The organism is Pseudomonas sp. IT-P12 (assembly GCF_949767465.1).
Lineage (GTDB): Bacteria > Pseudomonadota > Gammaproteobacteria > Pseudomonadales > Pseudomonadaceae > Aquipseudomonas.
This window is the reverse complement of the sequence record NZ_CATKPY010000027.1, coordinates 25,143-50,809: the sequence shown is the minus strand read 5'-3', so window position 1 is coordinate 50,809 and position 25,667 is coordinate 25,143. Positions and strand designations below refer to the sequence as shown.

The 25,667-nt window shown below is 61.9% G+C and carries 27 protein-coding genes; 25 read left to right on the top strand and 2 right to left on the bottom strand.

Annotation, left to right across the window (positions count from 1 at the left end):
• Nucleotides 1-93 precede the first annotated feature (93 nt).
• The 11 genes from ACM6IM_RS27055 (at nucleotide 94) to ACM6IM_RS27005 (ending at nucleotide 9,213) form a co-directional block, all read left to right on the top strand.
• Nucleotides 94-732: a MotA/TolQ/ExbB proton channel family protein gene (locus tag ACM6IM_RS27055; protein ID WP_414866795.1), complete on the top strand. Its 639-nt coding sequence runs from the start codon at nucleotides 94-96 to the stop codon at nucleotides 730-732.
• Nucleotides 729-1,157: a biopolymer transporter ExbD gene (locus tag ACM6IM_RS27050; protein WP_201193180.1), complete on the top strand. Its 429-nt coding sequence runs from the start codon at nucleotides 729-731 to the stop codon at nucleotides 1,155-1,157. The genes ACM6IM_RS27055 and ACM6IM_RS27050 overlap by 4 nt, the downstream gene beginning before the upstream one ends.
• On the top strand, nucleotides 1,157-2,167 hold the full coding sequence (lpxK, locus tag ACM6IM_RS27045) for a tetraacyldisaccharide 4'-kinase (protein ID WP_201193178.1): 1,011 nt from the start codon (nucleotides 1,157-1,159) through the stop codon (nucleotides 2,165-2,167). The genes ACM6IM_RS27050 and lpxK overlap by 1 nt, the downstream gene beginning before the upstream one ends.
• Nucleotides 2,168-2,191: 24 nt before the next feature.
• Nucleotides 2,192-2,377 carry a Trm112 family protein gene (locus ACM6IM_RS27040; RefSeq protein WP_187677807.1) on the top strand — a complete coding sequence of 62 codons (186 nt, stop codon included), beginning with the start codon at nucleotides 2,192-2,194 and terminating at the stop codon, nucleotides 2,375-2,377.
• The gene (gene kdsB, locus ACM6IM_RS27035; protein ID WP_414866794.1) at nucleotides 2,374-3,138 is read left to right on the top strand and encodes a 3-deoxy-manno-octulosonate cytidylyltransferase; all 765 of its coding nucleotides are present in this window, start codon (nucleotides 2,374-2,376) and stop codon (nucleotides 3,136-3,138) included. Before ACM6IM_RS27040 ends, kdsB begins: the two co-directional genes overlap by 4 nt.
• Entirely contained in the window at nucleotides 3,138-3,599 is a 462-nt protein-coding gene (locus tag ACM6IM_RS27030) for a low molecular weight protein-tyrosine-phosphatase (RefSeq protein ID WP_201193174.1), read from the top strand. The genes kdsB and ACM6IM_RS27030 overlap by 1 nt, the downstream gene beginning before the upstream one ends.
• A complete protein-coding gene (gene murB / locus ACM6IM_RS27025) occupies nucleotides 3,596-4,615 on the top strand; it encodes a UDP-N-acetylmuramate dehydrogenase (protein WP_414866793.1) in 1,020 nt (339 codons plus the stop codon). The genes ACM6IM_RS27030 and murB overlap by 4 nt, the downstream gene beginning before the upstream one ends.
• A gap of 248 nt (nucleotides 4,616-4,863) precedes the next feature.
• A complete protein-coding gene (locus tag ACM6IM_RS27020) occupies nucleotides 4,864-5,334 on the top strand; it encodes a (2Fe-2S)-binding protein (RefSeq protein ID WP_192306002.1) in 471 nt (156 codons plus the stop codon).
• Nucleotides 5,331-7,652: a molybdopterin cofactor-binding domain-containing protein gene (locus tag ACM6IM_RS27015; RefSeq protein WP_414866792.1), complete on the top strand. Its 2,322-nt coding sequence runs from the start codon at nucleotides 5,331-5,333 to the stop codon at nucleotides 7,650-7,652. The genes ACM6IM_RS27020 and ACM6IM_RS27015 overlap by 4 nt, the downstream gene beginning before the upstream one ends.
• Nucleotides 7,652-8,626 carry an XdhC family protein gene (locus ACM6IM_RS27010; RefSeq protein WP_414866791.1) on the top strand — a complete coding sequence of 325 codons (975 nt, stop codon included), beginning with the start codon at nucleotides 7,652-7,654 and terminating at the stop codon, nucleotides 8,624-8,626. Before ACM6IM_RS27015 ends, ACM6IM_RS27010 begins: the two co-directional genes overlap by 1 nt.
• Complete coding sequence (locus ACM6IM_RS27005; protein WP_414866790.1) at nucleotides 8,623-9,213, top strand: nucleotidyltransferase family protein; 591 nt, start codon at nucleotides 8,623-8,625, stop codon at nucleotides 9,211-9,213. Before ACM6IM_RS27010 ends, ACM6IM_RS27005 begins: the two co-directional genes overlap by 4 nt.
• A 102-nt stretch (nucleotides 9,214-9,315) precedes the next feature.
• Here ACM6IM_RS27005 and rne read toward each other — a convergent pair whose 3' ends face one another.
• On the bottom strand, nucleotides 9,316-12,537 hold the full coding sequence (gene rne / locus ACM6IM_RS27000) for a ribonuclease E (protein WP_414866789.1): 3,222 nt from the start codon (nucleotides 12,535-12,537) through the stop codon (nucleotides 9,316-9,318).
• 701 nt (nucleotides 12,538-13,238) lie between these two features.
• Here rne and rluC point away from each other — a divergent pair.
• From rluC to ACM6IM_RS26985, 3 genes are read left to right on the top strand one after another with little or no spacing between them, the layout of a single operon-like run.
• A complete protein-coding gene (gene rluC / locus ACM6IM_RS26995) occupies nucleotides 13,239-14,198 on the top strand; it encodes a 23S rRNA pseudouridine(955/2504/2580) synthase RluC (RefSeq protein ID WP_192306012.1) in 960 nt (319 codons plus the stop codon).
• Entirely contained in the window at nucleotides 14,185-14,847 is a 663-nt protein-coding gene (locus tag ACM6IM_RS26990) for an HAD-IA family hydrolase (RefSeq protein ID WP_192306014.1), read from the top strand. The genes rluC and ACM6IM_RS26990 overlap by 14 nt, the downstream gene beginning before the upstream one ends.
• 24 nt (nucleotides 14,848-14,871) lie before the next feature.
• Complete coding sequence (locus ACM6IM_RS26985) at nucleotides 14,872-15,861, top strand: S49 family peptidase (protein WP_201193165.1); 990 nt, start codon at nucleotides 14,872-14,874, stop codon at nucleotides 15,859-15,861.
• A 64-nt stretch (nucleotides 15,862-15,925) separates the two neighbouring features.
• Here the strand turns inward: ACM6IM_RS26985 and ACM6IM_RS26980 are convergent, their stop codons facing one another.
• Nucleotides 15,926-16,504, bottom strand: a complete 579-nt coding sequence (locus ACM6IM_RS26980) for a Maf family protein (RefSeq protein ID WP_201193163.1) — start codon at nucleotides 16,502-16,504, stop codon at nucleotides 15,926-15,928.
• 105 nt (nucleotides 16,505-16,609) lie between these two features.
• Between ACM6IM_RS26980 and ACM6IM_RS26975 the strand changes: the two genes are divergently transcribed.
• The 11 genes from ACM6IM_RS26975 to ACM6IM_RS26925 all read left to right on the top strand — a co-directional run bounded on the left by ACM6IM_RS26975 (nucleotide 16,610) and on the right by ACM6IM_RS26925 (nucleotide 25,667).
• Nucleotides 16,610-17,137 (top strand): YceD family protein, encoded by a 528-nt coding sequence (locus tag ACM6IM_RS26975; protein ID WP_192306020.1) that lies wholly within the window; start codon nucleotides 16,610-16,612, stop codon nucleotides 17,135-17,137.
• 13 nt (nucleotides 17,138-17,150) lie between these two features.
• A complete protein-coding gene (rpmF, locus tag ACM6IM_RS26970; RefSeq protein WP_003179396.1) occupies nucleotides 17,151-17,333 on the top strand; it encodes a 50S ribosomal protein L32 in 183 nt (60 codons plus the stop codon).
• Between the two features lie 4 nt (nucleotides 17,334-17,337).
• Nucleotides 17,338-18,348, top strand: a complete 1,011-nt coding sequence (plsX, locus tag ACM6IM_RS26965) for a phosphate acyltransferase PlsX (RefSeq protein WP_414866788.1) — start codon at nucleotides 17,338-17,340, stop codon at nucleotides 18,346-18,348.
• A 125-nt stretch (nucleotides 18,349-18,473) separates the two neighbouring features.
• Nucleotides 18,474-19,412, top strand: a complete 939-nt coding sequence (gene fabD / locus ACM6IM_RS26960) for an ACP S-malonyltransferase (protein ID WP_414866787.1) — start codon at nucleotides 18,474-18,476, stop codon at nucleotides 19,410-19,412.
• Nucleotides 19,413-19,428: 16 nt separating this feature from the next.
• Nucleotides 19,429-20,169 (top strand): 3-oxoacyl-ACP reductase FabG, encoded by a 741-nt coding sequence (gene fabG / locus ACM6IM_RS26955; protein ID WP_201193162.1) that lies wholly within the window; start codon nucleotides 19,429-19,431, stop codon nucleotides 20,167-20,169.
• A gap of 196 nt (nucleotides 20,170-20,365) precedes the next feature.
• On the top strand, nucleotides 20,366-20,602 hold the full coding sequence (gene acpP / locus ACM6IM_RS26950) for an acyl carrier protein (protein WP_192306028.1): 237 nt from the start codon (nucleotides 20,366-20,368) through the stop codon (nucleotides 20,600-20,602).
• A gap of 108 nt (nucleotides 20,603-20,710) precedes the next feature.
• Complete coding sequence (gene fabF / locus ACM6IM_RS26945) at nucleotides 20,711-21,955, top strand: beta-ketoacyl-ACP synthase II (RefSeq protein WP_192306030.1); 1,245 nt, start codon at nucleotides 20,711-20,713, stop codon at nucleotides 21,953-21,955.
• Nucleotides 21,955-22,770 (top strand): aminodeoxychorismate lyase, encoded by an 816-nt coding sequence (gene pabC, locus ACM6IM_RS26940; protein WP_414866786.1) that lies wholly within the window; start codon nucleotides 21,955-21,957, stop codon nucleotides 22,768-22,770. The genes fabF and pabC overlap by 1 nt, the downstream gene beginning before the upstream one ends.
• 3 nt (nucleotides 22,771-22,773) lie before the next feature.
• A complete protein-coding gene (mltG, locus tag ACM6IM_RS26935) occupies nucleotides 22,774-24,036 on the top strand; it encodes an endolytic transglycosylase MltG (protein WP_414866785.1) in 1,263 nt (420 codons plus the stop codon).
• 19 nt (nucleotides 24,037-24,055) lie between these two features.
• Nucleotides 24,056-24,688 carry a dTMP kinase gene (gene tmk, locus ACM6IM_RS26930; protein ID WP_414866784.1) on the top strand — a complete coding sequence of 211 codons (633 nt, stop codon included), beginning with the start codon at nucleotides 24,056-24,058 and terminating at the stop codon, nucleotides 24,686-24,688.
• Complete coding sequence (locus ACM6IM_RS26925; RefSeq protein ID WP_414866783.1) at nucleotides 24,681-25,667, top strand: DNA polymerase III subunit delta'; 987 nt, start codon at nucleotides 24,681-24,683, stop codon at nucleotides 25,665-25,667. The genes tmk and ACM6IM_RS26925 overlap by 8 nt, the downstream gene beginning before the upstream one ends.

Genomic DNA, 25,667 nt, shown 5'->3' with positions numbered 1-25,667 from the left:
GCCTGTCAACGCCCGACCGGATGCGACATCACGGTCTTCGGTGAGCCGACCCCCTATGTTAGAGTGGCGCACTTTTTCGAGGGGACTGACACTGTGTGGGAATTGGTCAAATCCGGCGGCTGGATGATGCTGCCGATCATTCTGAGTTCCATCGCGGCCATGGCGATCGTCGCCGAGCGTCTGTGGACCCTGCGAGCCAGCCGCGTGACCCCGGAGCATCTGCTCGGCCAGGTCTGGGTGTGGATCAAGGACAAGCAGCTCAACAAGGACAAACTCAAGGAACTGCGGGCCAACTCACCCTTGGGCGAGATTCTGGCGGCGGGCCTGGCCAATTCCAAGCATGGTCGCGAGATCATGAAGGAGTGCATCGAGGAAGCCGCGGCGCGGGTGATTCATGAACTCGAACGTTACATCAATGCGCTGGGCACCATCGCTGCGATGGCGCCGTTGCTGGGCCTGCTCGGCACGGTGCTGGGCATGATCGACATTTTCAGCGCCTTCATGGGCACGGGCATGACCACCAACGCCGCCGTACTGGCCGGCGGTATTTCCAAGGCATTGATCACCACGGCGGCGGGTCTGATGGTGGGTATTCCTTCCGTGTTCTTCCACCGGTTCCTGCAACGCCGCATCGATGAACTGGTGGTGGGCATGGAGCAGGAAGCGATCAAGTTGGTCGAGGTGGTGCAGGGTGACCGCGACGTGGACCTGTACGAGGGCAAAAAAGCGTGAAATTCCGTCGCAAGCAACGGGAGAACGTGGACATCAACCTCGCGTCGCTGATCGACGTGGTGTTTATCCTGCTGCTGTTTTTCGTCGTCACCACCACCTTCACCCGTGAAACCCAGTTGCGCGTGGACCTGCCGGAGGCGGCCAGCGGTTCGCCTGCCGAAGACCAGGCCAGGCACCTGGATGTCACCATCAGTGCCGATGGCGTGTTCTCGGTGAATAACCAGATCCTGCCAAAGAATGATCTCGCCACCTTGATGGACGCCTTGCAGAAGGAGTCCGGTGGCGATACCAACCTGCCATTGTCCATCAGCGCCGACGGCAAGACCCAGCACCAGTCGGTCATCACGGCCATGGATGCCGCCGGCAAACTGGGCTTCAGCCATCTGCGCATGACCACAGTCGAGGCGGCGCCGCCCGCGCCCTGATGGCCATGTCCGATCGTTTGCTCGCCGCGTGGTATCAGGGGCATCCGGCCCTGAAATTGTTGCAGCCGCTGGAATGGTTGTATCGACGCGTGGTCACCCGCAAGCGCGAACGCTTTCTGGCGGGCGAGGGTGAGATCTATCAGCCGCCGGTGCCCCTGATCGTGGTGGGTAACATCACCGTGGGCGGCACCGGCAAGACCCCGCTGATTCTGTGGATGATCCAGCATTGCCAGCGCAGCGGCCTGCGGGTCGGCGTGGTCAGTCGCGGTTACGGTGCCAAACCGCCACAGCTGCCATGGCGCGTCGAAGCCGACCAGGACGCCGCAGTGGCGGGCGACGAACCGTTGCTGATCGTCCAGCGTACCGGCGTGCCGCTGATGATCGATCCGGATCGCAGCCGCGCGGTCAAGGCGCTGTTGGCGAGCGAGCCGCTGGACCTGATCCTGTCCGATGACGGCATGCAGCATTACCGCTTGGCGCGGGACCTCGAACTGGTACTGATCGACGCGGCCCGTGGCCTGGGCAATGGGCGTTGCCTGCCCGCCGGCCCCCTGCGCGAGCCGGTCGAGCGCCTGCACAGCGTTGACGCTGTGTTGTACAACGGCGCCACCGATGACCGTGCGGACGGTTTTGCCTTTACCTTGCAGCCCGGCGCACTGGTCAACCTGCAGAGCGGCGAACGGCGTGCCCTGGATCACTTCCCCGCAGGCCAGGCGCTGCATGCGGTCGCCGGAATCGGCAATCCGCAGCGTTTCTTCACTACCCTCGAAACGCTACACTGGCAGCCTGTTCCCCATGCGTTTGCCGATCACGCCGAATACAGCGTGCAGGCTTTGAATTTCACACCGTCATTGCCCGTGGTGATGACTGAAAAGGACGCGGTCAAGTGCCGCGCCTTCGCCGCCGCCGATTGGTGGTACCTGACGGTCGATGCTGCGCCATCGCCGGCCTTCGTGGCCTGGTTCGATACGCAGTTGATGCGTCTGTTGCCGGCTCGTCTTTTGCCTTAAACCGTTGTTCTCCAGGGAATGCTCATGGACACCAAACTGCTCGACATCCTCGCTTGCCCGATCTGCAAAGGCCCGCTCAAGCTCAGCGCCGACAAAACCGAACTGATCAGCAAGGGCGCCGGCCTGGCGTACCCGATCCGCGACGGAATCCCGGTGATGCTCGAAACCGAAGCCCGCACCCTGACGACCGACGAGCGCCTGGATAAATGACCGCAGCCTTTACCGTTGTCATTCCATCGCGTTATGCCTCCACCCGCTTGCCGGGCAAGCCGCTGCTGCTGATCGCCGGCAAGCCGATGATCCAGCATGTCTGGGAGCAGGCGAGCAAGAGCAGTGCCCAGCGCGTGGTGGTGGCCACCGACGATGCGCGCATTGTCGAGGCTTGCAAGGGCTTTGGCGCCGAAGTGGTGCTGACCCGCGAAGATCACAATTCCGGCACCGACCGTTTGGCCGAAGTCGCCGCCCAGCTCGGCCTGGCGCCGGACGCCATCGTGGTCAACGTTCAGGGGGACGAACCGCTGATCCCGCCGAGCGTGATCGACCAGGTCGCCGTCAATCTGGCGGCCCACGCCGAAGCGCGCATGGCCACCTTGGCCGAGCCGATCGAAGACGTGGAAACCCTCTTCAACCCCAATGTGGTGAAGGTGGTCAGCGACCTCAACGGCCTGGCGCTGACCTTCAGTCGCGCGACCCTGCCATGGGCCCGAGATGCGTTCGCCAAAAGCCGCGATCAGTTGCCGGAGGGCGTTCCGTATCGCCGTCATATCGGGATCTACGCCTACCGCGCCGGGTTCCTGCATGACTTCGTCAGCTGGGGGCCGTGCTGGCTGGAAAACACCGAATCCCTGGAGCAGCTGCGTGCCTTGTGGCATGGCGTGCGCATTCATGTCGCCGACGCGCTGATTGCGCCGCCGACCGGTGTCGATACCCCCGAAGACCTCGAACGCGTTCGTCGCCTGCTGGAGGCCTGATGCGGGTTCTGTTCGTCTGCCTGGGCAATATCTGCCGTTCACCCACGGCCGAAGGCGTGTTGCGCCACAAGCTGCGCGAAGCAGGGTTGGCCGAGCGGGTCGAAGTGGCTTCGGCCGGCACCGGTGACTGGCATGTCGGCAAAGCGCCGGACAAACGCAGCCAGGCTGCGGCCAGGCGTCGTGGCTACGACCTGTCTGCCCAGCGTGCGCAGCAAGTGACCCGTGCCGATTTCGCCACCTATGACCTGATCCTGGCCATGGACCACAGCAACTTGCGCCACCTCAAGGCCCTGCAACCGGCCACGGGCAAGGCCGAGCTGGACCTGTTCCTGCGTCGATATCAATCGGAGATCGACGAAGTCCCGGATCCGTATTACGACGATCAGGGTTTTGATCAGGTGCTCGACTTGATCGAGCGTGCCAGCGATCAGTTGCTGATCGAATTGAAGGGCCGGTTATGAGTTTGCAGGTACAGCGCGAGGTTTCCCTCAAGCCGTTCAATACCTTTGGCGTGGATGTCCGGGCCCGTTTGTTCGCCCAGGCCCATAGCGATGCCGACGTACGCCAGGCGCTGGCCTACGCCGAGGAACAGGGCGTGCCGCTGTTGGTGATCGGCGGTGGCAGCAACCTGTTGCTGACGGCCGATATCCCGTCGCTGGTGCTGCGCATGGCCAGCCGTGGCATTCGCATGCTTGAGGATGACGGCCGCCGCGTCGTCATTGAAGCCGAAGCAGGCGAGCCCTGGCATCCGTTTGTGCTGCACACCTTGGCGCAGGGGTTGTCGGGGCTGGAAAACCTCAGCCTCATCCCAGGCACCGTTGGCGCAGCACCGATGCAGAACATCGGCGCCTATGGCGTGGAAATCAAGGACGTGTTCGCCGGCCTGACCGCGCTGGATCGCCAGACCGGCGAGCTGCGCGACTTCACCCTGGACGAGTGCAATTTTGCTTACCGCGACAGCCTGTTCAAACAGCAGCCAGGCCGCTGGTTGATCCTGCGGGTGCGTTTTGCCCTGAGCCGCATCGCGCACCTGCACCTGGAATACGGCCCGGTGCGTCAGCGCCTGACCGAACAGGGCATCGACCAGCCAACCGCCACTGACGTCAGCCGGGCGATTTGCAGCATCCGCAGCGAAAAACTGCCCGACCCCGCCGTGCTCGGCAATGCCGGCAGTTTTTTCAAGAATCCGCTGGTGTCGGCCACGCTGGTTGCGCAGCTCAAGGGCGAATACCCGGACCTGGTGGCTTACGCACAACCCGATGGGCAGATGAAACTGGCCGCCGGGTGGTTGATCGAGCGCGCCGGGTGGAAAGGTTTCCGCGACGCCGACGCCGGTGTGCACAAGGCCCAGGCGCTGGTGCTGGTCAATTATGGTGACGCCACCGGGCTGCAGCTGCTCGACCTGGCACAACGCATTCAGAAAGACATTTCAGAACGCTTCCATGTCGAACTGGAAATGGAGCCAAACCGCTATTGAAGCTAAGCTTTCAGGGTTGATTTGAAAGCCCTGCACAACTTCCATTGTGCAGGGCTTTTTTGTTAATGCTGGGTTAACTTAGTCAGCTAACGATACAAACCATTTGCTCCACCAAAGGCCCGGTGCAGACGCTCGCGTCTGTACAAGAGAGCCCGATTAGCCTGAGCCGATCTGCGTGATTGCACCCGCCGAAAACCCGGCGGCAGATTGCTCGACCCCATAACCTTCATCACTATGCGGGCGTGCCCATGATTACCCTGAAACTCAATGGTCAAGACCATCAACTCGATGTCACCGAGGACATGCCGCTGCTCTGGGCGATCCGCGACGTGGCGGGTTACAACGGTACCAAATTCGGTTGCGGCATGGGCCTGTGCGGCGCCTGCACCATCCATATCGACGGTTCACCGGCGCGCAGTTGCATCACCCCGATTGGCTCGGTGACCGGTCAGAATGTCACCACCATCGATAACCTGCATGCCGATCCCGTCGGGCAGGTCGTCCAGCAGGCCTGGCTCGACAGCGCCGTGGCGCAGTGTGGTTATTGCCAGGGCGGGCAAATCATGTCGGCGACGGCGCTGCTCAAGACCAACCCGGACCCCAGCGACGAACAGATCGAAGAGGCAATGGTCGGCAACATCTGCCGGTGTGGCACCTACAACCGGATCAAGACCGCGATCCGCCAGGCATCCACTCACCTGAAGGAGGCCAAGGCATGAGCCAGTTACCCAATGATTTTGCCCTGAGCAACCTCAGCCGCCGTGGCTTTCTCAAGGGCGTCGGTGCCACCGGTGCCTTGGTGATTGCCGCCAGTTGGGGCTGGCAGGACGCATTCGCCGCCGACAAAGAGAAAAAGTTCGGCGCCGACGGCATGCCCAACGGCTGGATCGATGACCCGAAGGTCTACGTCAGTATTGCGACGGACGGCACAGTGACCGTGGTGTGCAACCGCTCGGAAATGGGCCAGGGCGTGCGCACCAGCCTGACCATGGTGGTCGCCGATGAGCTGGAGGCCGATTGGGCGCGGGTCAAGGTGCAGCAGGCACCGGGCGATGAAGTGCGTTTCGGCAACCAGGACACCGACGGCTCGCGCAGCATGCGCCACTGGTACGAACCCATGCGGCGTTGCGGTGCCGCTGCGCGGACCCTGTTGGAGCAGGCGGCTGCCGACCAGTGGAAAGTCCCGGTCGGCGAGTGCCACGCCCAGCTGCATAAGGTCATCCACAAACCCAGCGGCCGGGAGCTGGGCTACGGCGAGCTGGCGGTCGCTGCGGCTGCATTGGCCGTGCCCGCCCGTGACGGCCTGCGACTCAAGCAACCGTCGGAGTTCCGTTACATCGGCAAGGAAAGCACCCGGGCCATCGACGGTGCAGATATCGTCAATGGCCGCGCCATCTACGGCGCCGATGTGCATTTCGATGGCATGCTCTATGCCACCATCGCCCGTCCGGCGGTCTACGGCGGCAAGGTGAAGTCGCTGGATGACAGCGCGGCGCTGAAGGTCCCCGGGGTGATCAAGGTCCTGCAGATCGAAAGCCGCCCATTGCCCTCGGAGTTCCAGCCGCTGGGCGGCGTGGCGGTGGTGGCCAGCAACACCTGGGCCGCCATCAAGGGGCGCGAGGCGCTGAAGATCGAGTGGGACGACGGCCCCAATGCCAGTTACGACTCGATCGCCTACCGCAAGGAGCTGGAAGCGGCGTCGCTGAAGCCAGGCAAGGTGGTCCGCAACACCGGCGACATCGACAAGGCGCTCAGCAGCGCCGACAGCACCCTGGAAGCGTCCTACTACCTGCCCCATCTGTCGCAATCGCCGATGGAGCCGATGGTCGCCATCGCCCGCTTCAAGGACGGCGTCTGCGAAGCCTGGGGACCGAGCCAGGCGCCTCAGGTCACCCGCGAGCGGATCGGTGAACGCCTTGGCCTTCCCTTCGATAACGTCACCTTCAATGTCACCTTGCTCGGCGGTGGCTTCGGGCGCAAATCCAAGCCGGACTTCATCATCGAAGCGGCCGTACTCGCCAAGGAGTTTCCCGGCAAGGCCGTGCGGGTGCAATGGACCCGTGAGGACGACATCCATAACTCCTACTTCCATACGGTCTCGGCGGAATACCTGAAGGCCGGCCTGAACAAGGAGGGCCTGCCGTCCGGTTGGCTGCACCGCACCGTGGCCCCGAGCATTACCGCGTTGTTCGCCCCGGGGATGAACCACGAGGCCGCCTTCGAGTTGGGCATGGGGTTCACCAACATGGCCTACGCGATTCCCAACGTGCGCCTGGAGAATCCGGAAGCCGTGGTGCACACGCGGGTGGGCTGGTATCGCTCGGTGTCGAACATTCCCCACGGTTTTGCGGTGCAGAGCTTTGTCGATGAACTGGCGCACAAGGCCGGCGAGGACCCGCTCAAGTACCAGATCAAGTTGCTCGGTCCCGATCGTCAGATCGACCCACGCACCTTGAGTGAGGAATGGAACTACGGCGAGTCGCCCGAGCGCTATCCGATCGACACCGGGCGCATGCGCACCGTCCTGGAAACCGCCGCGAAAGCCGCCGGTTGGGGGCGCAAGCTGCCGAAGGGGCGAGGCCTGGGCCTGGCGGTGCACTACAGCTTCGTCACCTACGTGGCGGCGGTGATTGAAGTCGAGGTCAAGGACGACGGCACGCTGATCGTGCACAAGGCCGACATCGCGGTGGATTGCGGTCCGCAGATCAACCCCGAGCGGATTCGCTCGCAGTTCGAAGGCGCTTGCGTGATGGGCCTGGGCAACGCGGTGCTGGGTGAAATCAGCTTCAAGGACGGCAAGGTCCAGCAGGACAACTTCCACATGTACGAAGTGGCGCGCATGTCGCTTGCGCCGAAGGAAGTCGCGGTGCACCTGGTCACGCCGCCGGGCGTCGTGCCGCTGGGCGGTGTCGGTGAGCCAGGTGTGCCGCCGATTGCGCCGGCACTGTGCAACGCGATCTTCGCCGCGACGGGTCAGCGCATCCGCAACCTGCCGGTTCGCTTTCAGCTGCAGGGTTGGCAGAAGGCGCAAGTGTAATGGACAGCGTCGATCTGAACGTCTTGCGCAGCGTGTTGCAATGGCGCCAGGCCGGTCAGCGAGTGATGTTGTACAGCGTGGTCCAGACCTGGGGCACGGCGCCCCGGGCGCCTGGCGCCATGCTGGCATTGCGCGAAGATGGCGTGGTGATTGGCTCGGTGTCCGGTGGCTGTATCGAGGATGACCTGATTGCCCGGCTGCACGACGGGCGAATTCCGCCTGACGGGCCGCCGGTGCAACTGATCACCTATGGCGTCTCCCTCGAGGAGGCTGCACGCTTTGGTTTGCCGTGCGGCGGCACTTTGCGCCTGACCGAGGAGCGCGTCGGCGACCCGGCCTGGGTCGCTGAACTGCTGGCGCGCTGCGAGGCCCATGAAGTCGTTGCGCGCACGCTGCAGATTGCCACCGGCGAAGTCCGGTTGCAGCCTGCGGCCAAGGGTGACGTGCTGAGCTTCGACGGCCACACACTGCGGGCGATCTACGGTCCGCGCTGGCGCTTGTTGCTGATCGGCGCGGGGCAATTGTCCCGGTATGTGGCCGAGATGGCGCGGTTGCTGGATTTCGAAGTGCTGATCTGCGACCCGCGCACGGAGTTCGTCTACGGCTGGGAGGAACAGCATGGGCGCTTTGTCTCCGGTATGCCGGACGAAGCCGTGCTGAACATACAGACCGACGAGCGCACGGCCATCGTCGCGTTGACTCACGATCCCCGCCTGGATGACATGGCGCTGCTCACAGCCCTCGACTCCAGGGCCTTTTATGTCGGTGCATTGGGCTCGCGGGTCAACAGCAGGAAGCGTCGGGAAAATCTGGCTCAGCTAGGCTTGTCTCAAGGTGCCATCGACCGTTTGCACGGTCCGATCGGTTTGCACATCGGCAGCCATTCACCGGCCGAGATTGCCTTGTCGCTGCTGGCCGAGATCGTGGCGATCAAGAATGGCGTCGAATTGAAACAGAAGAAGGAGAACGTATGAGCGAGCCTGTGGGTGTCATCGTTCTGGCTGCGGGGCAGGGCGCCCGATTCAGGCAGGTCGCGGGTGCCGACAGGGACAAATTACTGGCCGACTGCACCGGGCGCGATGGTGCCGTTCGTTCGGTGATCGAGCAGGTGCTGCTCAGCGTACCGGCGAACCTGGCGAAGCGCGTACTGGTGACCACCGAGGATCGCCCGCAGGTGATTCGCATGGCCCAGGCCTACGGTTTCGACATCGTGCTGATCGAATCGACCGGCATGGGCGACAGCCTCGCCGCCGGGGTGGCGGCGTGTCCGCAGTTGGGGGGATGGTTGATCATGTTGGGTGACATGCCGTTCATCCTGCCGTCCACCGTCGAGCGGGTGTTGGCGGGGCTGACGGAGGAGGGGATCAGTGTTCCGCTGATCAATGGCGAGTACGGTCATCCCGTGGGGTTTGGACGCGTGTTCGGGCCGGGTTTGATGGCGCTGTCGGGGGATCGCGGTGCCAGGTCGTTGTTTGCCTCGGCCAAGGTGGTCGAGGTGACGGTGGAGGATCCCGGGGCGCTGTGGGATGTCGATGTGCCTGAGGCGCTCATCTTCCAGTAGGCAGCGGTAATACGGGAAGCCTGAGACGCAGCAGACCTTTCGCAAAGGCATAAAAAAGCCCCGCCTGGCATCGCCAGGCGGGGCTTTTTAGTCGCCGCAGAATCAGACGAGCGGTTTAGGCTCGTGTTCTTTTTCCTGGGCTTCGTGTTGCACGACCGCTTCCTGTACGGAGCGCGGTGCTTCGTGGATCACCGATTCAGCCGATTCAGCGGGAGCCTCGACGACCGGGGCAGGGGCTGCCTCGACCACTTCGGCAACCACCGGGGCAGGCTCGTCGGCGACTACGGCTTCAGCTGGAGCGGCAGCGGCGGCCAGTTCGGCCTCCTTCTGCAGGCGCTCTTCCTCACGCTTGCGGCGACGCACTTCACGTGGATCGTTCGGCGCACGGCCGCTTGGCGTCAGGGCGCTGACAGGAGCCGCCTCGACCACTGGAGCGGGGGCTTCGGCAACGACCGGCGCTTCAACCACTGGAGCCGGTTCGGCAGCTGCCACGACCGGTTCGGAAACCACGGGTTCAGGCTCAGCGACGGGCGCAGGGGCTGGGGTTTCAACAGCAGCCGGTTCGGCCACCCAGTTGAACGCGGTTTGCTCTTCACGAACTTCGCGAACCGTTTCGGTCACTGTTTCTGCAGTGACTTCGGCGGCAGGCTCGGCAACCACGGCGGGCGCTTCAACCACTACGGCCGGTTCGGCAGCGGCTTCCACTTCAGGCTGTGCTTCCTGATCCGGTGCCACTTCGATTTCCGGAGCGGACGTCGCTTCCACCGCAGTGGTCGCTTCGACGACCGGTGCTTCGACGGCTGGTGCTTCGACTGGAGCGGTTTCCAGCGTGGCAGCAGTGGCGCGTTCAGCTTGCTCGTTGGCCTGAGCTTCGGCTGGAGCGCTGATCACGGTACTGGCAACGGCGGCGGTCACTGCCAGGCCAGCGGCCAGGTCGGCGGCGCTTGGTGCTTCGCTGCCTTCAGCGGATTCCGCTTCTTCCGAACCCTCGATCACGTTGCCGTTGGCATCGCGCTGACGCTCGCGGCGGTTGCTGCGACGACGCTGGCCACGGGAACGGCGGCGTGGACGATCGCCTTCGGCGTTCTCCTGGCCGTCTTCCGACAGTTGCTCATCGTTGCCGGTCAGTTCTTCTTCGGCCACGGCAGCCGCTTGCTCGGCACGCGGTTGACGTTCTTCACGCGGTGGGCGCGGAGCACGCTCTTCGCGTGGCTGGCGGGCTGGACGCTCTTCAGCGGTCACGGCAGCAGCGGTTTCCGGCGCAGCAGCATCCAGAGGCTCGCGCAGTACACGAACCCGCTCTTCACGCTCGCCACGTGGCTTGCGATCTTCGCGAGGCGCGCGTGGAGCACGTTCTTCACGTGGGGCGCGCGGAGCACGTTCTTCGCGAGCGGCCGGGGCTTCTTCGCGGACTTCACGGACTTCACGTGGCTCGCGTGGTGCGCGCTCTTCACGCGGTGCACGCTCTTCGCGCGGTTTGCGTTCTTCATCGCGGCGACCGTTACGGTTGCGGCTCTGCTGACGACCGTTGCGACGTTCTTCGTTGCGTGCCGGACGTTCGGAAGCGGCCGGTTTTTCAACCACGGCTGGCGCGGCAGGTTCTTCCTTGGTTGCAAACAGGCTGACCAGCGACTTCACCAGGCCTTTGAACAGGCTTGGCTCTGGCGCGGCGGCCGGCGCAGCCACCGGTGCGGCGGGAACGTCGGTTGGAACCGGAGCGTTGGCGCGGGCCGGCGCAGTCTTGACCGCGGCTTCCTGGCGAACCAGGGTGCGGGTTGCGGCAGCTGGCTGGACTTCTTCGACTTCGGCGGCGGCCGCAGCGATTTCGTAGCTGGACTGGTTGTTGGCTGCTTCCGGGCTGTCATCGCGCAGACGCTGCACTTCGAAGTGCGGGGTCTCGAGGTGATCGTTCGGCAGAATGACGATACGGGCACGGGTGCGCAGTTCGATCTTGGTGATCGAATTGCGTTTTTCGTTGAGCAGGAAGGCTGCCACCGGAATCGGCACCTGGGCGCGAACTTCGGCGGTACGGTCTTTCAGAGCTTCTTCTTCGATCAGGCGCAGGATCGCCAGGGACAGCGACTCAACGTCACGGATGATGCCGGTGCCGCTGCAGCGAGGGCAGACGATGCCGCTGCTTTCGCCCAGCGATGGACGCAGGCGCTGACGGGACATTTCCAGCAGGCCGAAGCGCGAGATGCGACCGACTTGCACGCGAGCGCGGTCGGCTTCCAGGCATTCGCGGACTTTCTCTTCCACGGCGCGCTGGTTCTTGGCAGGGGTCATGTCGATGAAGTCGATGACGATCAGGCCGCCGATGTCGCGCAGGCGCAACTGACGGGCGATTTCTTCGGCGGCTTCAAGGTTGGTCTGCAGGGCGGTTTCTTCGATGTCGCTGCCTTTGGTGGCGCGCGCCGAGTTGATGTCGATGGACACCAGGGCTTCGGTCGGATCGATGACGATGGAACCGCCGGAAGGCAGTTCGACGACGCGCTGGAAAGCGGTCTCGATCTGGCTTTCGATCTGGAAACGGTTGAACAGCGGGACGCTGTCTTCGTACAGCTTGATCTTGCTCGCGTATTGCGGCATTACCTGGCGAATGAAGGTCAGGGCTTCGTCCTGGGCTTCAACGCTGTCGATCAGCACTTCGCCGATGTCCTGGCGCAAGTAGTCGCGGATGGCGCGGATGATCACGTTGCTTTCCTGATAGATCAGGAACGGAGCGGAGCGATCCAGCGAGGCTTCCTTGATGGCGGTCCAGAGTTGCAGCAGGTAGTCGAGGTCCCACTGCATTTCTTCGCTGCTGCGGCCCAGGCCGGCAGTGCGCACGATCAGGCCCATGTCGGCAGGTGCAACCAGGCCGTTCAGGGCTTCACGCAGTTCGTTGCGCTCTTCGCCTTCGATGCGACGGGAGATACCGCCGGCACGCGGGTTGTTCGGCATCAGGACCAGGTAACGACCGGCCAGGCTGATGAAGGTGGTCAGGGCGGCGCCCTTGTTGCCACGTTCTTCTTTTTCGACTTGAACGATGACTTCCTGGCCTTCGCTCAGGACGTCCTTGATGTTGACGCGGCCTTCAGGCGCTTTCCTGAAGTATTCGCGGGAGATTTCCTTGAGGGGCAGGAAGCCGTGGCGCTCGGAGCCGAAATCGACAAAGGCAGCCTCAAGGCTCGGTTCGATGCGAGTAATCCGGCCTTTGTAGATGTTGGCCTTCTTCTGCTCGCGTGCACCGGATTCGATGTCCAGGTCGTAGAGGCGTTGGCCATCTACCAGTGCAACACGCAACTCTTCGGGTTGAGTTGCGTTAATCAGCATTCTTTTCATGTAGTACCGTCGGTTTCCGGGCTGCCGGAAACGGCGTTCGGCACACACGACTTCTCACGGTCGGTGTCAGGTGCGTCGGGAATGGTTGGCCAGTCCCGTGTCCAGCGAGGTCCGGCCAATGTGGGCCTTCGTCGCGACGTACGCGTCCTGCTTGCTGTGGCTACTTAAGCACTCAGTCAGGAGGAGGAATCAACCGGCGGCTGTGGACGAGATGAAGCGTCTAGATAAAGCCTATTGCTACACAGTCCAGCGGTTGTGCATCTCCACCCTACACGTATCCCTGATAATTCGGGTGCTGCCGCGCGCAGAATCCGCAGCGGGTTGGCATTTACCGTGAGCTCCGAAAGGGGAAATCACGCATCATGGCTAATTTAGGCGTTGTTTCCGAAGCCTGCGCTCGGGGTCATTCGCTGCTGACTGCACTTTGTGAACTGGCCGTGAATATGAGCTCGCGTGGCGAGTTGAAACTCTGCTTTGCGGCGTGATTCAGGCCTCATGTCACCTGCGCTCGTTACAACTGCAAACTCCACCGTTACGTAGCGAAAGCCCCGTAGGACGGCCTCGCGTCCTGGTGAATTGCTTTGGTCAGGGCCGGTTTTTGACCGTTAATCCGCTGTCCAGGCCGCTTTTGGCGGCGTTCGCGACTATAGCAGTAATGATTAAGTGCTTCAATTCCATAAAAAATTGATATCATCCGCGCCATGACGACTACTGCCCCCTCGACTCCAGGCGTACAACTGCTTGAGGTCTCGCCGGAATATGCCGGCCAACGTATTGATAACTTCCTTCTCGCTCGGCTCAAAGGCGTGCCCAAGACCTTGATTTACCGCATTTTGCGCAAGGGCGAAGTGCGGGTGAACAAAGGTCGGATCAAGCCCGAATACAAGCTGCAGGCGGGCGATATCGTGCGCGTCCCGCCGGTTCGCGTGCCCGAACGTGACGAGCCGGTGCCCGTTGCCCAGGGGCTGTTGCAGCGCCTGGAGGCCTCGATTGTCTACGAAGACAAGGCGCTGATCGTGATCAACAAGCCGGCCGGGATCGCGGTCCACGGCGGCAGCGGCCTGAGCTTCGGCGTGATCGAAGCCTTCCGGCAGCTGCGCCCCGAAGCCAAGGAGCTGGAACTGGTCCATCGCCTGGACCGGGACACCTCCGGCCTGCTGATGATTGCCAAAAAGCGCAGCATGTTGCGCCATTTGCATGAAGCGCTGCGCGGCGATGGCGTCGACAAGCGCTACATGGCGCTGGTGCGGGGCAACTGGGCGACATCGATCAAGCAGGTGCGCGCGCCGCTGCTCAAGAGCAATCTGCGTTCGGGCGAGCGCATGGTGGAGGTCAACGAAGAGGGCAAGGACGCGTTGACCGTGTTCAAGGTGCTGCGCCGCTTCGGCGATTTCGCCACCATGGTCGAGGCCAAGCCAGTCACCGGTCGGACTCACCAGATTCGCGTGCACACCTTGCACGCCGGGCACTGCATCGCTGGTGACAGCAAGTACGGCGATGACGATTTCACCCGGGAAATCCGTGATCTGGGCGGCAAACGCCTGTTCCTGCATGCCTACATGCTGACCGTGCCGCTGCCCGATGGCGGCGAGCTGAAGCTTCAGGCCCCGGTTGATGACATGTGGTCCCAAACTGTGGAGCGCCTGAGTGCACCCATCTGATTACAAATTGTTGATTTTCGACTGGGACGGCACGTTGGCCGATTCCATCGGTCGGATTGTTGAAGCGATGCACGTTGCCTCCGGCCGTATGGGCTTCGAGTTGCGTGATGACTTTGCGGTCAAGGGCATCATCGGCCTGGGTCTGCCAGAAGCGATTCGCACCCTGTATCCCGAGATCGATGACAGGGAGATGGAGGCGTTTCGCCAGCATTACGCTGATCACTACATCGCTTCGGAAGCCGTGCCTTCGCCCTTGTTCGAAGGCGTGGTGGAGTCGATGGAGGCGTTTCGTGCCGAGGGCTATCACCTGGCGGTCGCGACAGGCAAGGCGCGTCGCGGTCTGGATCGGGTGCTGAAATCCCACGGTTGGGAAAACTATTTCGATATCACCCGTGCGGCCGACGAAACCGCCAGCAAGCCTCATCCGTTGATGCTCGAGCAGATCCTCGCTCACTGCGAGGTGCGTCCGGAGCAGGCGTTGATGGTGGGTGATTCGTCGTTCGATCTGCAGATGGCGCGCAACGCCGGCATGGGTTCGGTGGCGGTCAGCTATGGCGCTCAGTCGATCGAGGCGTTGAAAGCGTTTGAGCCACGGTTGTCCATTGATCGTTTTTCACAGTTGCATGCCTGGCTGAATCAGCGGGCTTAATACGTTTTTGCTGGGGTGAATGGCATGACCGACGAATGGAAGGCGCCCGAGAAGTCGAGTGCGCAAAGCGGTGACGAGAAAAGCTGGAAGCTGCTGGAAAAAACCTTGCTGGCCGGGGTGCAGGAGCAGCGTCGATCCCGTCGCTGGGGGATTTTCTTCAAGCTCCTGACCTTCGTGTACCTGTTCGTCGCGCTGGCCTTGTTCACGCCGTTGATGGATATGGAGAAGGCTGCCAGCCGCGGCGGCAGCTACACGGCGCTGATCGATGTGAATGGCATGATCGCCGACAAGGAGCCCGCCAGTGCGGACAATATCGTCGGCAGCCTGCGGGCGGCCTTTGAGGATGACAAGGTCAAGGGCGTGATCCTGCGGATCAACAGCCCGGGCGGCAGTCCGGTGCAGTCGGGCTATGTCTATGACGAGATTCGCCGTCTGCGCGGTTTGCACCCCGATACCAAGTTGTATGCGGTGATTTCCGACCTGGGCGCGTCCGGCGCCTACTACATCGCCAGTGCCGCCGATCAGATCTATGCCGACAAGGCGAGCCTGGTGGGCTCCATCGGTGTGACCGCCGCCGGTTACGGTTTCGTTGGCACCATGGAAAAGCTCGGTGTCGAGCGTCGTACCTACACCTCCGGCGAGCACAAGTCGTTTCTCGATCCGTTCCAGCCGCAGAAGCCTGAAGAGACTGCGTTCTGGCAAGGGGTGCTCGATACCACCCACAAACAGTTCATCAACAGCGTCAAGCAGGGGCGTGGTGACCGCCTGAAGGACAAAGAGCATCCGGAGCTGTTCTCTGGGTTGGTCTGGTCCGGTGAGCAGGCGCTGCCGCTGGGCTTGATCGATGGCCTGGGCAATGCGAGTTCGGTGGCGCGTGATGTGATTGGCGAGAAAGAGCTGGTGGATTTCACTGTGCAGGAATCGCCGTTCGATCGCTTCTCGAAAAAGCTCGGCGCCAGCGTGGCTGAGCAATTGGCGATGTGGATGGGGTTCCATGGCCCTTCGCTGCGCTGACTGGCGGGCGGCATGAAAAAAACCGGCTCTCGTGGCCGGTTTTTTCATGGAGGAGGGCGGGCGCTCAGGGTATTGCAACACCTTCGACCAGCAGCATATCGATCAGGCGAATCAGCGGCAGGCCGATCAGGCTGGTGGCATCCGCGCCTTCGGTGCGTTGAAACAGGCTCACGCCCAGGCCCTCGGCCTTGAAGCTGCCAGCGCAATCGTAAGGCTGCTCGGCCAGCAGGTAGCGTTCGATGCGTGCGGTGTCGAGTGTGCGCATGTGTACGGTGAATGGCACGCAGTCGACCTGGCAATGGCCGGTCTGGCTGTTGAGCAGGGCCACGCCGGTGAGGAAGGTCACGCTGGCGCCGCTGGAGGCGAGCAGTTGTTCGCGGGCCTTCTCGAAGGTATGGGGCTTGCCGATAATCCGTTCGCCGAGCACCGCCACTTGGTCGGAGCCGATAATCAGATGAGCGGGATGGCTGCCGGCAAGGGCTTGCGCTTTTTCCCGGGCGAGGCGTTTGACCAGTTCGATCGCAGGCTCGTCCGGCCGGCGGCTTTCGTCGATATCCGGCGAGCTGCAGATGAACGGCAGTTGCAGGCGGGCCAGCAATTCCCGGCGATAGGCCGAGCTTGAAGCGAGTAATAAAGGCAGCATGTGCATCTCCGGATCACAGGTGCGAATTCTAGCGAGGCTTCCAGGTGACGGACAGGGCGGAATTTCCTTTGACATGGCCGGGGGCATCCCTATAATGCTGCGCCTATGTTGAATGACCCGATTCCACCTCACGTTGACCCGCGCAAATTGGCTGACCGTGGCACCACCCTTCAAGGTGAAATGCTGCTGGCCGATTTGAAGAGACTCTGCGACCCGCTTTCCGACACTGTCGGTACGGTGCAGGCTAAATTCGTTTTTGAACGAGATGAACGTAAGTCTGTGGTAATCCACAGCTTTATCGACACCGAAGTCAAAATGGTTTGCCAGCGTTGTCTTGAGCTGGTCACCCTGCCGATCCATAGCGAATGCAGTTATGCTGTGGTGAAGGAGGGTGCGAATACCCAGTCGTTGCCGAAAGGTTATGACGTGCTGGAACTGGGCGAAGATCCTTTGGATCTGCAGTCACTGATCGAGGAGGAGCTTCTGCTCGCCTTGCCCATTGTGCCTGCTCATCATCCGGAAGAATGCCAGCAGCCGGCGGGAGCAGATGAACCCGAACCGAGCGAGGACGAGGTAACGCGGTCCAACCCGTTCAGTGTATTGGCGCAGTTAAAGCGTGACCCAAACGTTTAGGAGTTAATCAATTATGGCTGTTCAGCAGAACAAAAAATCCCGCTCTGCCCGTGACATGCGTCGTTCGCACGATGCTCTCGAGGCTAGCACCCTGTCTGTAGAAAAAACCACCGGTGAAGTTCACCTGCGTCACCACGTATCGCCAGAAGGCGTATACCGTGGCCGTAAAGTGATCGACAAGGGCGCTGACGAGTAATCACTTGTCTGCTCAAGTCATCGCGATTGACGCAATGGGCGGGGACTTCGGTCCCCGCAGCATTGTCCAGGCCAGCCTCGCTTGCCTGTCTGCTACACCCTCGCTGCACCTGACCCTCGTCGGTCAACCCTCCCTTCTTGAAGAATTGATCGCTGGCCATTCGGCTGTGGATCGCTCGCGCCTGTCGATTGCACCGGCGTCCGAAGTCATCACCATGGACGAAAAGCCTGCCCAGGCCCTGCGTGGCAAGCCGGACTCGTCGATGCGCGTGGCCCTGGAGTTGCTGCGCGATGACAAGGTCCAGGCGTGCGTCAGTGCCGGTAATACCGGCGCGCTGATGGCGTTGTCGCGGTTCGTGCTCAAGACGCTGCCAGGTATCGACCGGCCGGCCATGGTGGCAGCGATTCCGACGCAGAAGGGCTATTGCCAGTTGCTCGACCTGGGTGCCAATGTCGATTGCAGTGCCGAGCATCTGCTGCAATTCGCCGTGATGGGGTCGGTAGCCGCTGAAACCCTGGGTATCGTTCGTCCCCGGGTGGCATTGCTCAACATTGGCACCGAAGACATCAAGGGCAATCAGCAGGTCAAGTTGGCGGCGACCTTGTTGCAGAACGCTCGAGGCATCAACTACATCGGTTTTGTCGAGGGTGACGGTCTGTACCGTGGCGAAGCGGATGTGGTGGTGTGCGACGGCTTCGTCGGCAATATCCTGCTCAAGTCCAGCGAAGGCCTGGCGACCATGATTGCAGGGCGCATCGAAGCCCTGTTCAAAAAAAACTTTGCATCAAAAGTCGTCGGCGCACTGGCGTTGCCGTTGATGAAGCGCCTGCAAGAGGATCTCGCTCCTGCGCGGCATAACGGCGCAAGTTTCCTCGGTTTGCAGGGAATTGTGGTGAAAAGTCATGGATCTGCCGGTGTTCTGGGCTTTCAGAGTGCGATTTCACGGGCGCTTATAGAGATTCAGGAAAACCTGCCGGAGCGCATTCACGGTCGGCTGGAGGATTTGTTGCTTTAGGCGTTTTCGTCGGACAATGCTTAAATGTGACCGCTTGGTTCCATTGGCCATCCAAACTGTCAGTTTCTTGCGTCCCCCGGTGGGGCGCCAATTCTTCGACGACAAGATCATTAGGGGCTTGTTACATGTCTGCTTCCCTCGCATTCGTCTTTCCAGGACAGGGTTCGCAGTCCCTCGGCATGCTGGCCGAGTTGGGCGCGCAACATCCAGTGGTCCTCGAAACCTTCAAAGAAGCATCCGATGCGCTCGGCTATGACCTGTGGGCACTGACCCAACAAGGGCCGGAAGAGCAACTCAATCAAACCGACAAGACCCAGCCGGCCATTCTGACGGCCTCGATCGCCTTGTGGCGTCTGTGGCTGGCCGAAGGTGGCGCGCGTCCAGCGTACGTCGCCGGTCACAGCCTGGGCGAGTACAGCGCACTGGTCGCGGCAGGCAGCCTGAGCCTGGGCGACGCAGTGAAACTGGTCGAACGCCGTGGCCAGTTGATGCAGGAAGCCGTTCCGGCCGGGCAGGGCGGCATGGCGGCCATCCTCGGCCTGGAAGACGCTGACGTGCTGGCAGCCTGTGCCGAAGCGGCGCAAGGCGAAGTGGTCAGCGCCGTCAACTTCAACTCCCCGGGCCAGGTGGTCATCGCCGGCGCCAAGGCGGCGGTCGAGCGCGCCATCGAAGGCTGCAAGGCCCGTGGCGCCAAGCGTGCCATGCCGTTGCCGGTCAGCGTTCCGTCCCACTGCGAGCTGATGCGTCCTGCGGCCGAGCGTTTCGCCGAGTCGATCGCCGCGATCGACTGGCAGGCGCCGCAGATTCCGCTGGTGCAGAACGTCAGTGCCCAGGTATCCGCCGATCTGGAAACCCTCAAGCGCGATCTGCTCGAGCAGCTCTACAAGCCCGTGCGCTGGGTAGAATCGGTGCAGACACTGGCTGCCAAGGGCGCGACCCAGCTGGTCGAGTGCGGTCCCGGCAAAGTCCTGGCAGGCCTCAACAAACGTTGCGCCGAAGGCGTATCGACATCCAACCTCAATACCCCAGATGCTTTCGCTGCCGCCCGCGCAGCGTTGGCCTGAATCAGGAGAAGCTTGCATGAGTCTGCAAGGTAAAGTTGCACTGGTCACCGGTGCCAGCCGCGGTATCGGTCAGGCTATCGCCCTGGAACTGGGTCGTCAGGGGGCCATCGTTGTCGGCACCGCGACCTCCGCTTCGGGCGCCGAGCGCATCGCCGCGACCCTGAAGGAAAACGGTATCCAGGGCACTGGCCTGGAACTCAATGTCACCAGCGATGAATCCGTGGCAAAGGTACTGGCGAGCATCCAGGAACAGTTCGGTGCGCCGGCGATTCTGGTCAACAATGCCGGTATCACCCGCGATAACCTGATGATGCGCATGAAAGACGACGAGTGGTATGACGTCATCGATACCAACCTGAACAGTCTATATCGCCTGTCCAAGGGTGTTTTGCGCGGCATGACCAAGGCCCGTTGGGGTCGAATTATCAGTATTGGTTCGGTTGTGGGTGCCATGGGCAACGCAGGCCAAGTAAACTATGCCGCCGCCAAGGCAGGTCTGGAAGGTTTCAGCCGTGCCATGGCGCGTGAAGTCGGTTCACGTTCGATTACGGTAAACTCGGTAACCCCTGGGTTCATCGACACCGATATGACCCGTGAACTGCCCGAGGCACAGCGTGAAGCCTTGCAGGCGCAAATTCCGCTGGGCCGTCTGGGACAAGCACAAGAGATCGCGTCTGTGGTCGCTTTTCTTGCATCCGACGGTGCGGCATACGTGACTGGGGCTACAATCCCGGTGAACGGCGGGATGTATATGTAGGTTAAATGTGACGGATTGCTTCAAAAAAATGTCATACGAGCTGTCTAAAATCCGTTATAAAGCTGCAATCTATTTATAGGCAGAGGGTCGCCGGATCTGAGGAGTGAAGCTTTCAGTTGAAAAGCTGAAAAGTCTTTCTATACACTTATCCACTGGCCAGCTGCCTGAATTTGTCCATTAGGAGTGAAAACAAGGTATGAGCACCATCGAAGAGCGCGTCAAGAAAATCGTTGCCGAGCAACTGGGTGTTAAAGAAGAAGAAGTGATCAACACTGCTTCCTTCGTTGAAGACCTGGGTGCCGACTCCCTTGACACCGTTGAGCTGGTGATGGCTCTGGAAGAGGAATTCGAGACCGAAATCCCTGACGAAGAAGCTGAAAAGATCACTACTGTACAAGCTGCAATCGACTACGTTACTGCCCACCAGGCGTAATAGTTTGTAATCGTTGCTCGCTGTCGTGGAAAAACCGCACTGCCGTCACGGCGTGCGGTTTTTTCTTTAGGCCTGATGCAAAGTCGTCATTTGAAAAAGGAGAGTGTTGTGTCGCGTAGACGCGTCGTAGTCACCGGTATGGGTATGCTGTCGCCACTGGGCACAGATGTGCCGAGCAGTTGGCAGGGCATTCTGGCTGGCCGCAGTGGCATTGGTCTGATCGAACACACCGACCTTTCTGCCTATTCCACCCGTTTTGGCGGCTCGGTAAAGGGCTTCAATGTCGAGGAATACCTGTCGGTCAAGGAAGCTCGCAAGCTTGACCTGTTCATTCAATACGGCCTGGCCGCCGGTTTCCAGGCGGTACGCAATGCCGGTCTTGAAGTCACCGACGCCAACCGTGAACGCATTGGCGTGGCCATGGGGTCGGGTATTGGCGGACTGACCAATATCGAAGAAACCAGCCGCACCCTGCATGATTCCGGCCCACGGCGGATTTCTCCGTTTTTCGTGCCTGGCTCGATCATCAATATGATTTCCGGTTTCCTGTCGATCCACCTCGGCGCACAGGGACCCAACTACGCCATCGCCACTGCGTGCACCACCGGTACGCACTGCATCGGCATGGCAGCACGCAACATCATGTACGACGAAGCCGATGTGATGATCGCCGGCGGCGCCGAGATGGCCGCCTGTGGCCTGGGCATGGGCGGTTTCGGTGCCTCGCGTGCACTTTCCACCCGCAATGACGAACCGGCCCGTGCGAGCCGTCCGTGGGACAAGGGCCGTGATGGCTTCGTCCTGTCCGACGGTGCCGGCGCGCTGGTGCTCGAAGAGCTGGAACATGCCAAGGCCCGTGGCGCGACCATCTATGCCGAGCTGGTTGGCTTTGGCACCAGTGGCGATGCCTTCCACATGACGTCGCCTCCTGCGGACGGTGCCGGTGCTGCACGTTGCATCACCAATGCCCTGCGCGATGCGAAGGTCAATCTCGATCAGGTCCAGTACATCAACGCCCACGGTACCTCGACGCCGGCCGGCGATCTGGCCGAGGCCTGTGCGATCAAGTCGGTGTTCGGCGATCATGCCTACAAGCTGGCCGTCAGCTCGACCAAGTCCATGACCGGTCACCTCCTGGGTGCTGCAGGCGCGGTCGAGGCGATCTTCAGCGTGCTGGCCATCAACAGCCAGGCGGCGCCGCCGACCATCAACCTGGATGAGCCGGACGAAGGTTGTGACCTCGATTTCGTGCCGCACACGGCGCGCAACATGGATATCGACGTGGTGCTGTCCAACTCCTTCGGGTTTGGCGGCACCAACGGCTCGCTGGTGTTCCGCCGGTTCGCAGGCTGATGGACGGCTGGGTCGACGGTCAGCCGGCTGACGCTCTGTCGCTGAAGGATCGCGGCCTGGCTTACGGCGATGGTCTGTTCGAGACCATTGCCGTGCGTAGTGGCCAGCCGTTGTTGCTGGATCGCCATCTGTCGCGCCTGGCGCAAGGCTGCACGCGGCTGGCGATCAACGCCGATCACGGCTTGATCCGCAGCGAGGTGCTGGCCTACGCCGCGGCACTGGGTGAGGGCGTGCTCAAGCTCATTCTCACCCGTGGCGACGGCTTGCGCGGTTACGCGCCCGATCCCTCGGCCCAGGCCCGACGCATCCTGCAGGGCAATCCCCCGGCTGCCTATCCCGGCATCCATGCCGAACAAGGCGTTCGTCTGTTTCCCTGCGCCACGCGACTCTCCACGCAACCCCTGCTCGCGGGGCTCAAGCACCTGAACCGTCTTGAGCAGGTCATCGCGCGGTCCGAATGGCAAGACGCCGAGCACGCCGAAGGGTTGATGCTGGATCAGGCGGGGCGGGTGATCGAAGGCGTCTTCAGCAATCTGTTCCTTGTGCGCAATGGCGTGTTGATCACCGCCGATCTCAAGCGTTGTGGTGTTGCCGGCGTGATGCGCGCGGAATTATTGTTTCAAGCCGAGTCGTTGGGAATCTCCACGCATATCACCGACATCACCCTCGAACAGCTGCAATGGGCCGATGAAGTCTTTGTCTGCAACAGCGTATATGGCGTCTGGCCGGTGCGCGCCTATGCAGCACTGAGCTGGCCGGTTGGGCCGCTCACCCGTAAACTCCAACACATTTCCCGCGCGCTACTGGATGCTTGATACGTGAGACGTAAACTCTTGCTGTTGCTGGAAACCGGCCTGGTTCTGGCAGGGTTGTGTCTGGGCGCTTCGGCCTGGAAGATCCATACGGCGCTGAACCAGCCATTGAATATTGCTCAGGAAGCGTTGCTGGATGTGCCCAAGGGCACGACCCCCACCCGCACTTTCTACCGACTTGAAGCCGATGGCGTCATCAAGGACGCTTTCTGGTTGCGCGTGTACTGGCGCTTCAACCTGCCAAGGCAACCCCTGCACAGTGGCGAATACCGCATGCAGCCCGGCATGACGGTCGACGACCTGATCGACTTGTGGAAGCGCGGCGAGATGGTCCAGTACAGCCTGACCCTGGTCGAAGGCTGGAATTTCCATCAGGTTCGCGCGGCCCTGGCCAAGGCTGAAAAGCTGGAGAAGACCCTGGACGGCTTGAGCGACAGCGATGTGATGGACAAGCTCGGTCACAAGGGTGTCTTTCCGGAAGGGCGTTTCTTTCCGGACACCTATCGTTTCGTTCGTGGCATGACCGACGTCGAGCTGCTGAAAAAAGCCTATGACCGCCTCGATGAGGTGCTGGCCGCCGAGTGGGCACAACGCGCGGCGGACGTGCCGTATACAGACCCCTACCAGGCGCTGATCATGGCTTCGCTGGTGGAGAAGGAAACCGGCGTGCCGCAGGAGCGCGGGCAGATTGCAGGGGTGTTCGTGCGACGTCTGGGGCTGGGGATGCTGTTGCAGACGGATCCGACCGTGATCTACGGCCTGGGCGATCGTTACAACGGCAAGTTGACCCGCGCCCATCTCAAGGAGTCGACCCCTTACAACACCTACATGATCGCAGGCCTGCCGCCGACGCCGATCGCAATGGTCGGCCGCGAAGCGATCCATGCAGCGCTGAATCCCGTGGCCGGCAACAGCCTGTATTTTGTCGCCCGTGGGGATGGCAGCCATGTGTTCTCCGACGATCTGGACGCCCACAACAGTGCCGTGCGCGAGTTCCAGCTCAAGCGACGTGCCGATTATCGCTCCAGCCCGGCGCCGGTCACGGCTCCTGAAACGAATGGTGAGCCGGCGCCGATCCCGCCGGCTTCGCCTGACACCGACCCGCAAGCGTTGCCGCCCGTGACCCCGCCCGAGCCCGCTCAGGCACCGGCTCAGGCGCCAAGCCAGGAGCCGGACCCGCAACCGCAACCGAGCGAAGAACCTGCCAAAGAGCCCGCTGCCGAGTCTGCGCCCGAATCGGGCGCCTCCACGCCGCAACGCCCGCAATGAACTTGACTAAGGACTGCCCGTGACTGGCTTGTTTATTACCCTGGAAGGCCCTGAAGGCGCCGGCAAGAGCACCAACCGCGAATACCTTGCCGAGCGTCTGCGCACCGCTGGACTGGAAGTGGTATTGACCCGCGAGCCCGGTGGCACGCCGCTGGCCGAACGCATCCGCGACGTGCTGCTGGCCCCGGTCGAAGAGTCCATGGACCCGGACACCGAGCTGCTGCTGGTCTTCGCTGCCCGCGCCCAGCATCTGGCCGGCGTGATTCGCCCGGCACTGGCCCGGGGCGCCGTGGTGCTGTGCGATCGCTTTACCGATTCGACCTACGCCTATCAGGGTGGAGGACGTGGCTTGTCGCTGGAGCGCATCGCGACGCTGGAAACCTTCGTCCAGGGCGATCTGCGTCCGGACTTGACGCTGATCTTCGACTTGCCGGTGGAAGTGGGCCTGGCCCGTGCCAGCGCCCGCGGCCGCCTGGATCGCTTCGAGCTGGAAGGCCGAGCCTTTTTCGATGCCGTGCGCAGCGCGTTCCTCAAGCGTGCCGCAGCAGAACCGACGCGTTACCTGCTCGTCGATGCCGCACAGCCTCTGGCGCAGGTCCAGCAGTCACTGGACGCCTTGTTGCCGCGTCTGCTGGAGCTGAGCCGTGGCTGAAGCCTATCCGTGGCAGGACAGCCTCTGGCAGCAGTTCGCCGGTCGCAAGCAGCATGCTCATGCCTATCTGCTGCATGGTCCGGCCGGAATTGGCAAGCGCGCGTTGGCCGAACGCCTGATGGCCAGCCTGCTGTGCCAGCACCCGACCGGTGAGGGCGCCTGCGGCGAGTGCAAATCCTGCCTGCTGCTCAAGGCCGGCAGTCACCCTGACAACTACATTCTCGAGCCGGAAGAGGCCGACAAGGCAATCAAGGTCGATCAGGTGCGTGACCTGGTCAGCTTCGTGGTGCAAACCGCGCAACTGGGCGGGCGCAAAGTGGTGCTGATCGAGCCGGTCGAGTCGATGAACGTCAACGCTGCCAACGCCTTGCTCAAAAGCCTTGAAGAGCCTTCCGGCGACACGGTGCTGCTGCTGGTCAGCCATCAGAGCAGCCGCCTGTTGCCGACCATCAAAAGCCGTTGCGTGCAGCAGGCGTGCCCGTTGCCGAGCGAGGCGGTGAGCCTGGCCTGGCTGGCGACGGCGCTGCCCGATTGCGCCGAAGAGGAACGCATCGAGTTGCTGACCCTGGCCGCCGGTTCGCCGCTGGCGGCGGTCAACCTGCACGCCCAGGGTGTGCGAGAGCAGCGGGCGCTGGTGGTCGACGGCGTCAAGAAACTGCTCAAGCAACAACAATCACCCACGCAGCTGGCCGAGGGCTGGAATTCGATTCCGCTGCTGTTGCTGTTCGACTGGTTCTGCGATTGGTCGAGCCTGATCCTGCGATATCAGTTGACCCAGGACGAAGACGGGCTGGGGCTGCCCGACATGCGCAAGGTCATTCAGTACCTGGCGCAGAAAACCAGCCAGGAAAAAACCTTGAATATTCAGGACTGGATACTCGCCCAGCGCCAGAAAGTCCTGAGCAAGGCCAACCTCAACCGCGTGCTGTTGCTGGAAGCCTTGCTGGTGCAATGGGCGTCATTGCCTACCCAGAAGTGA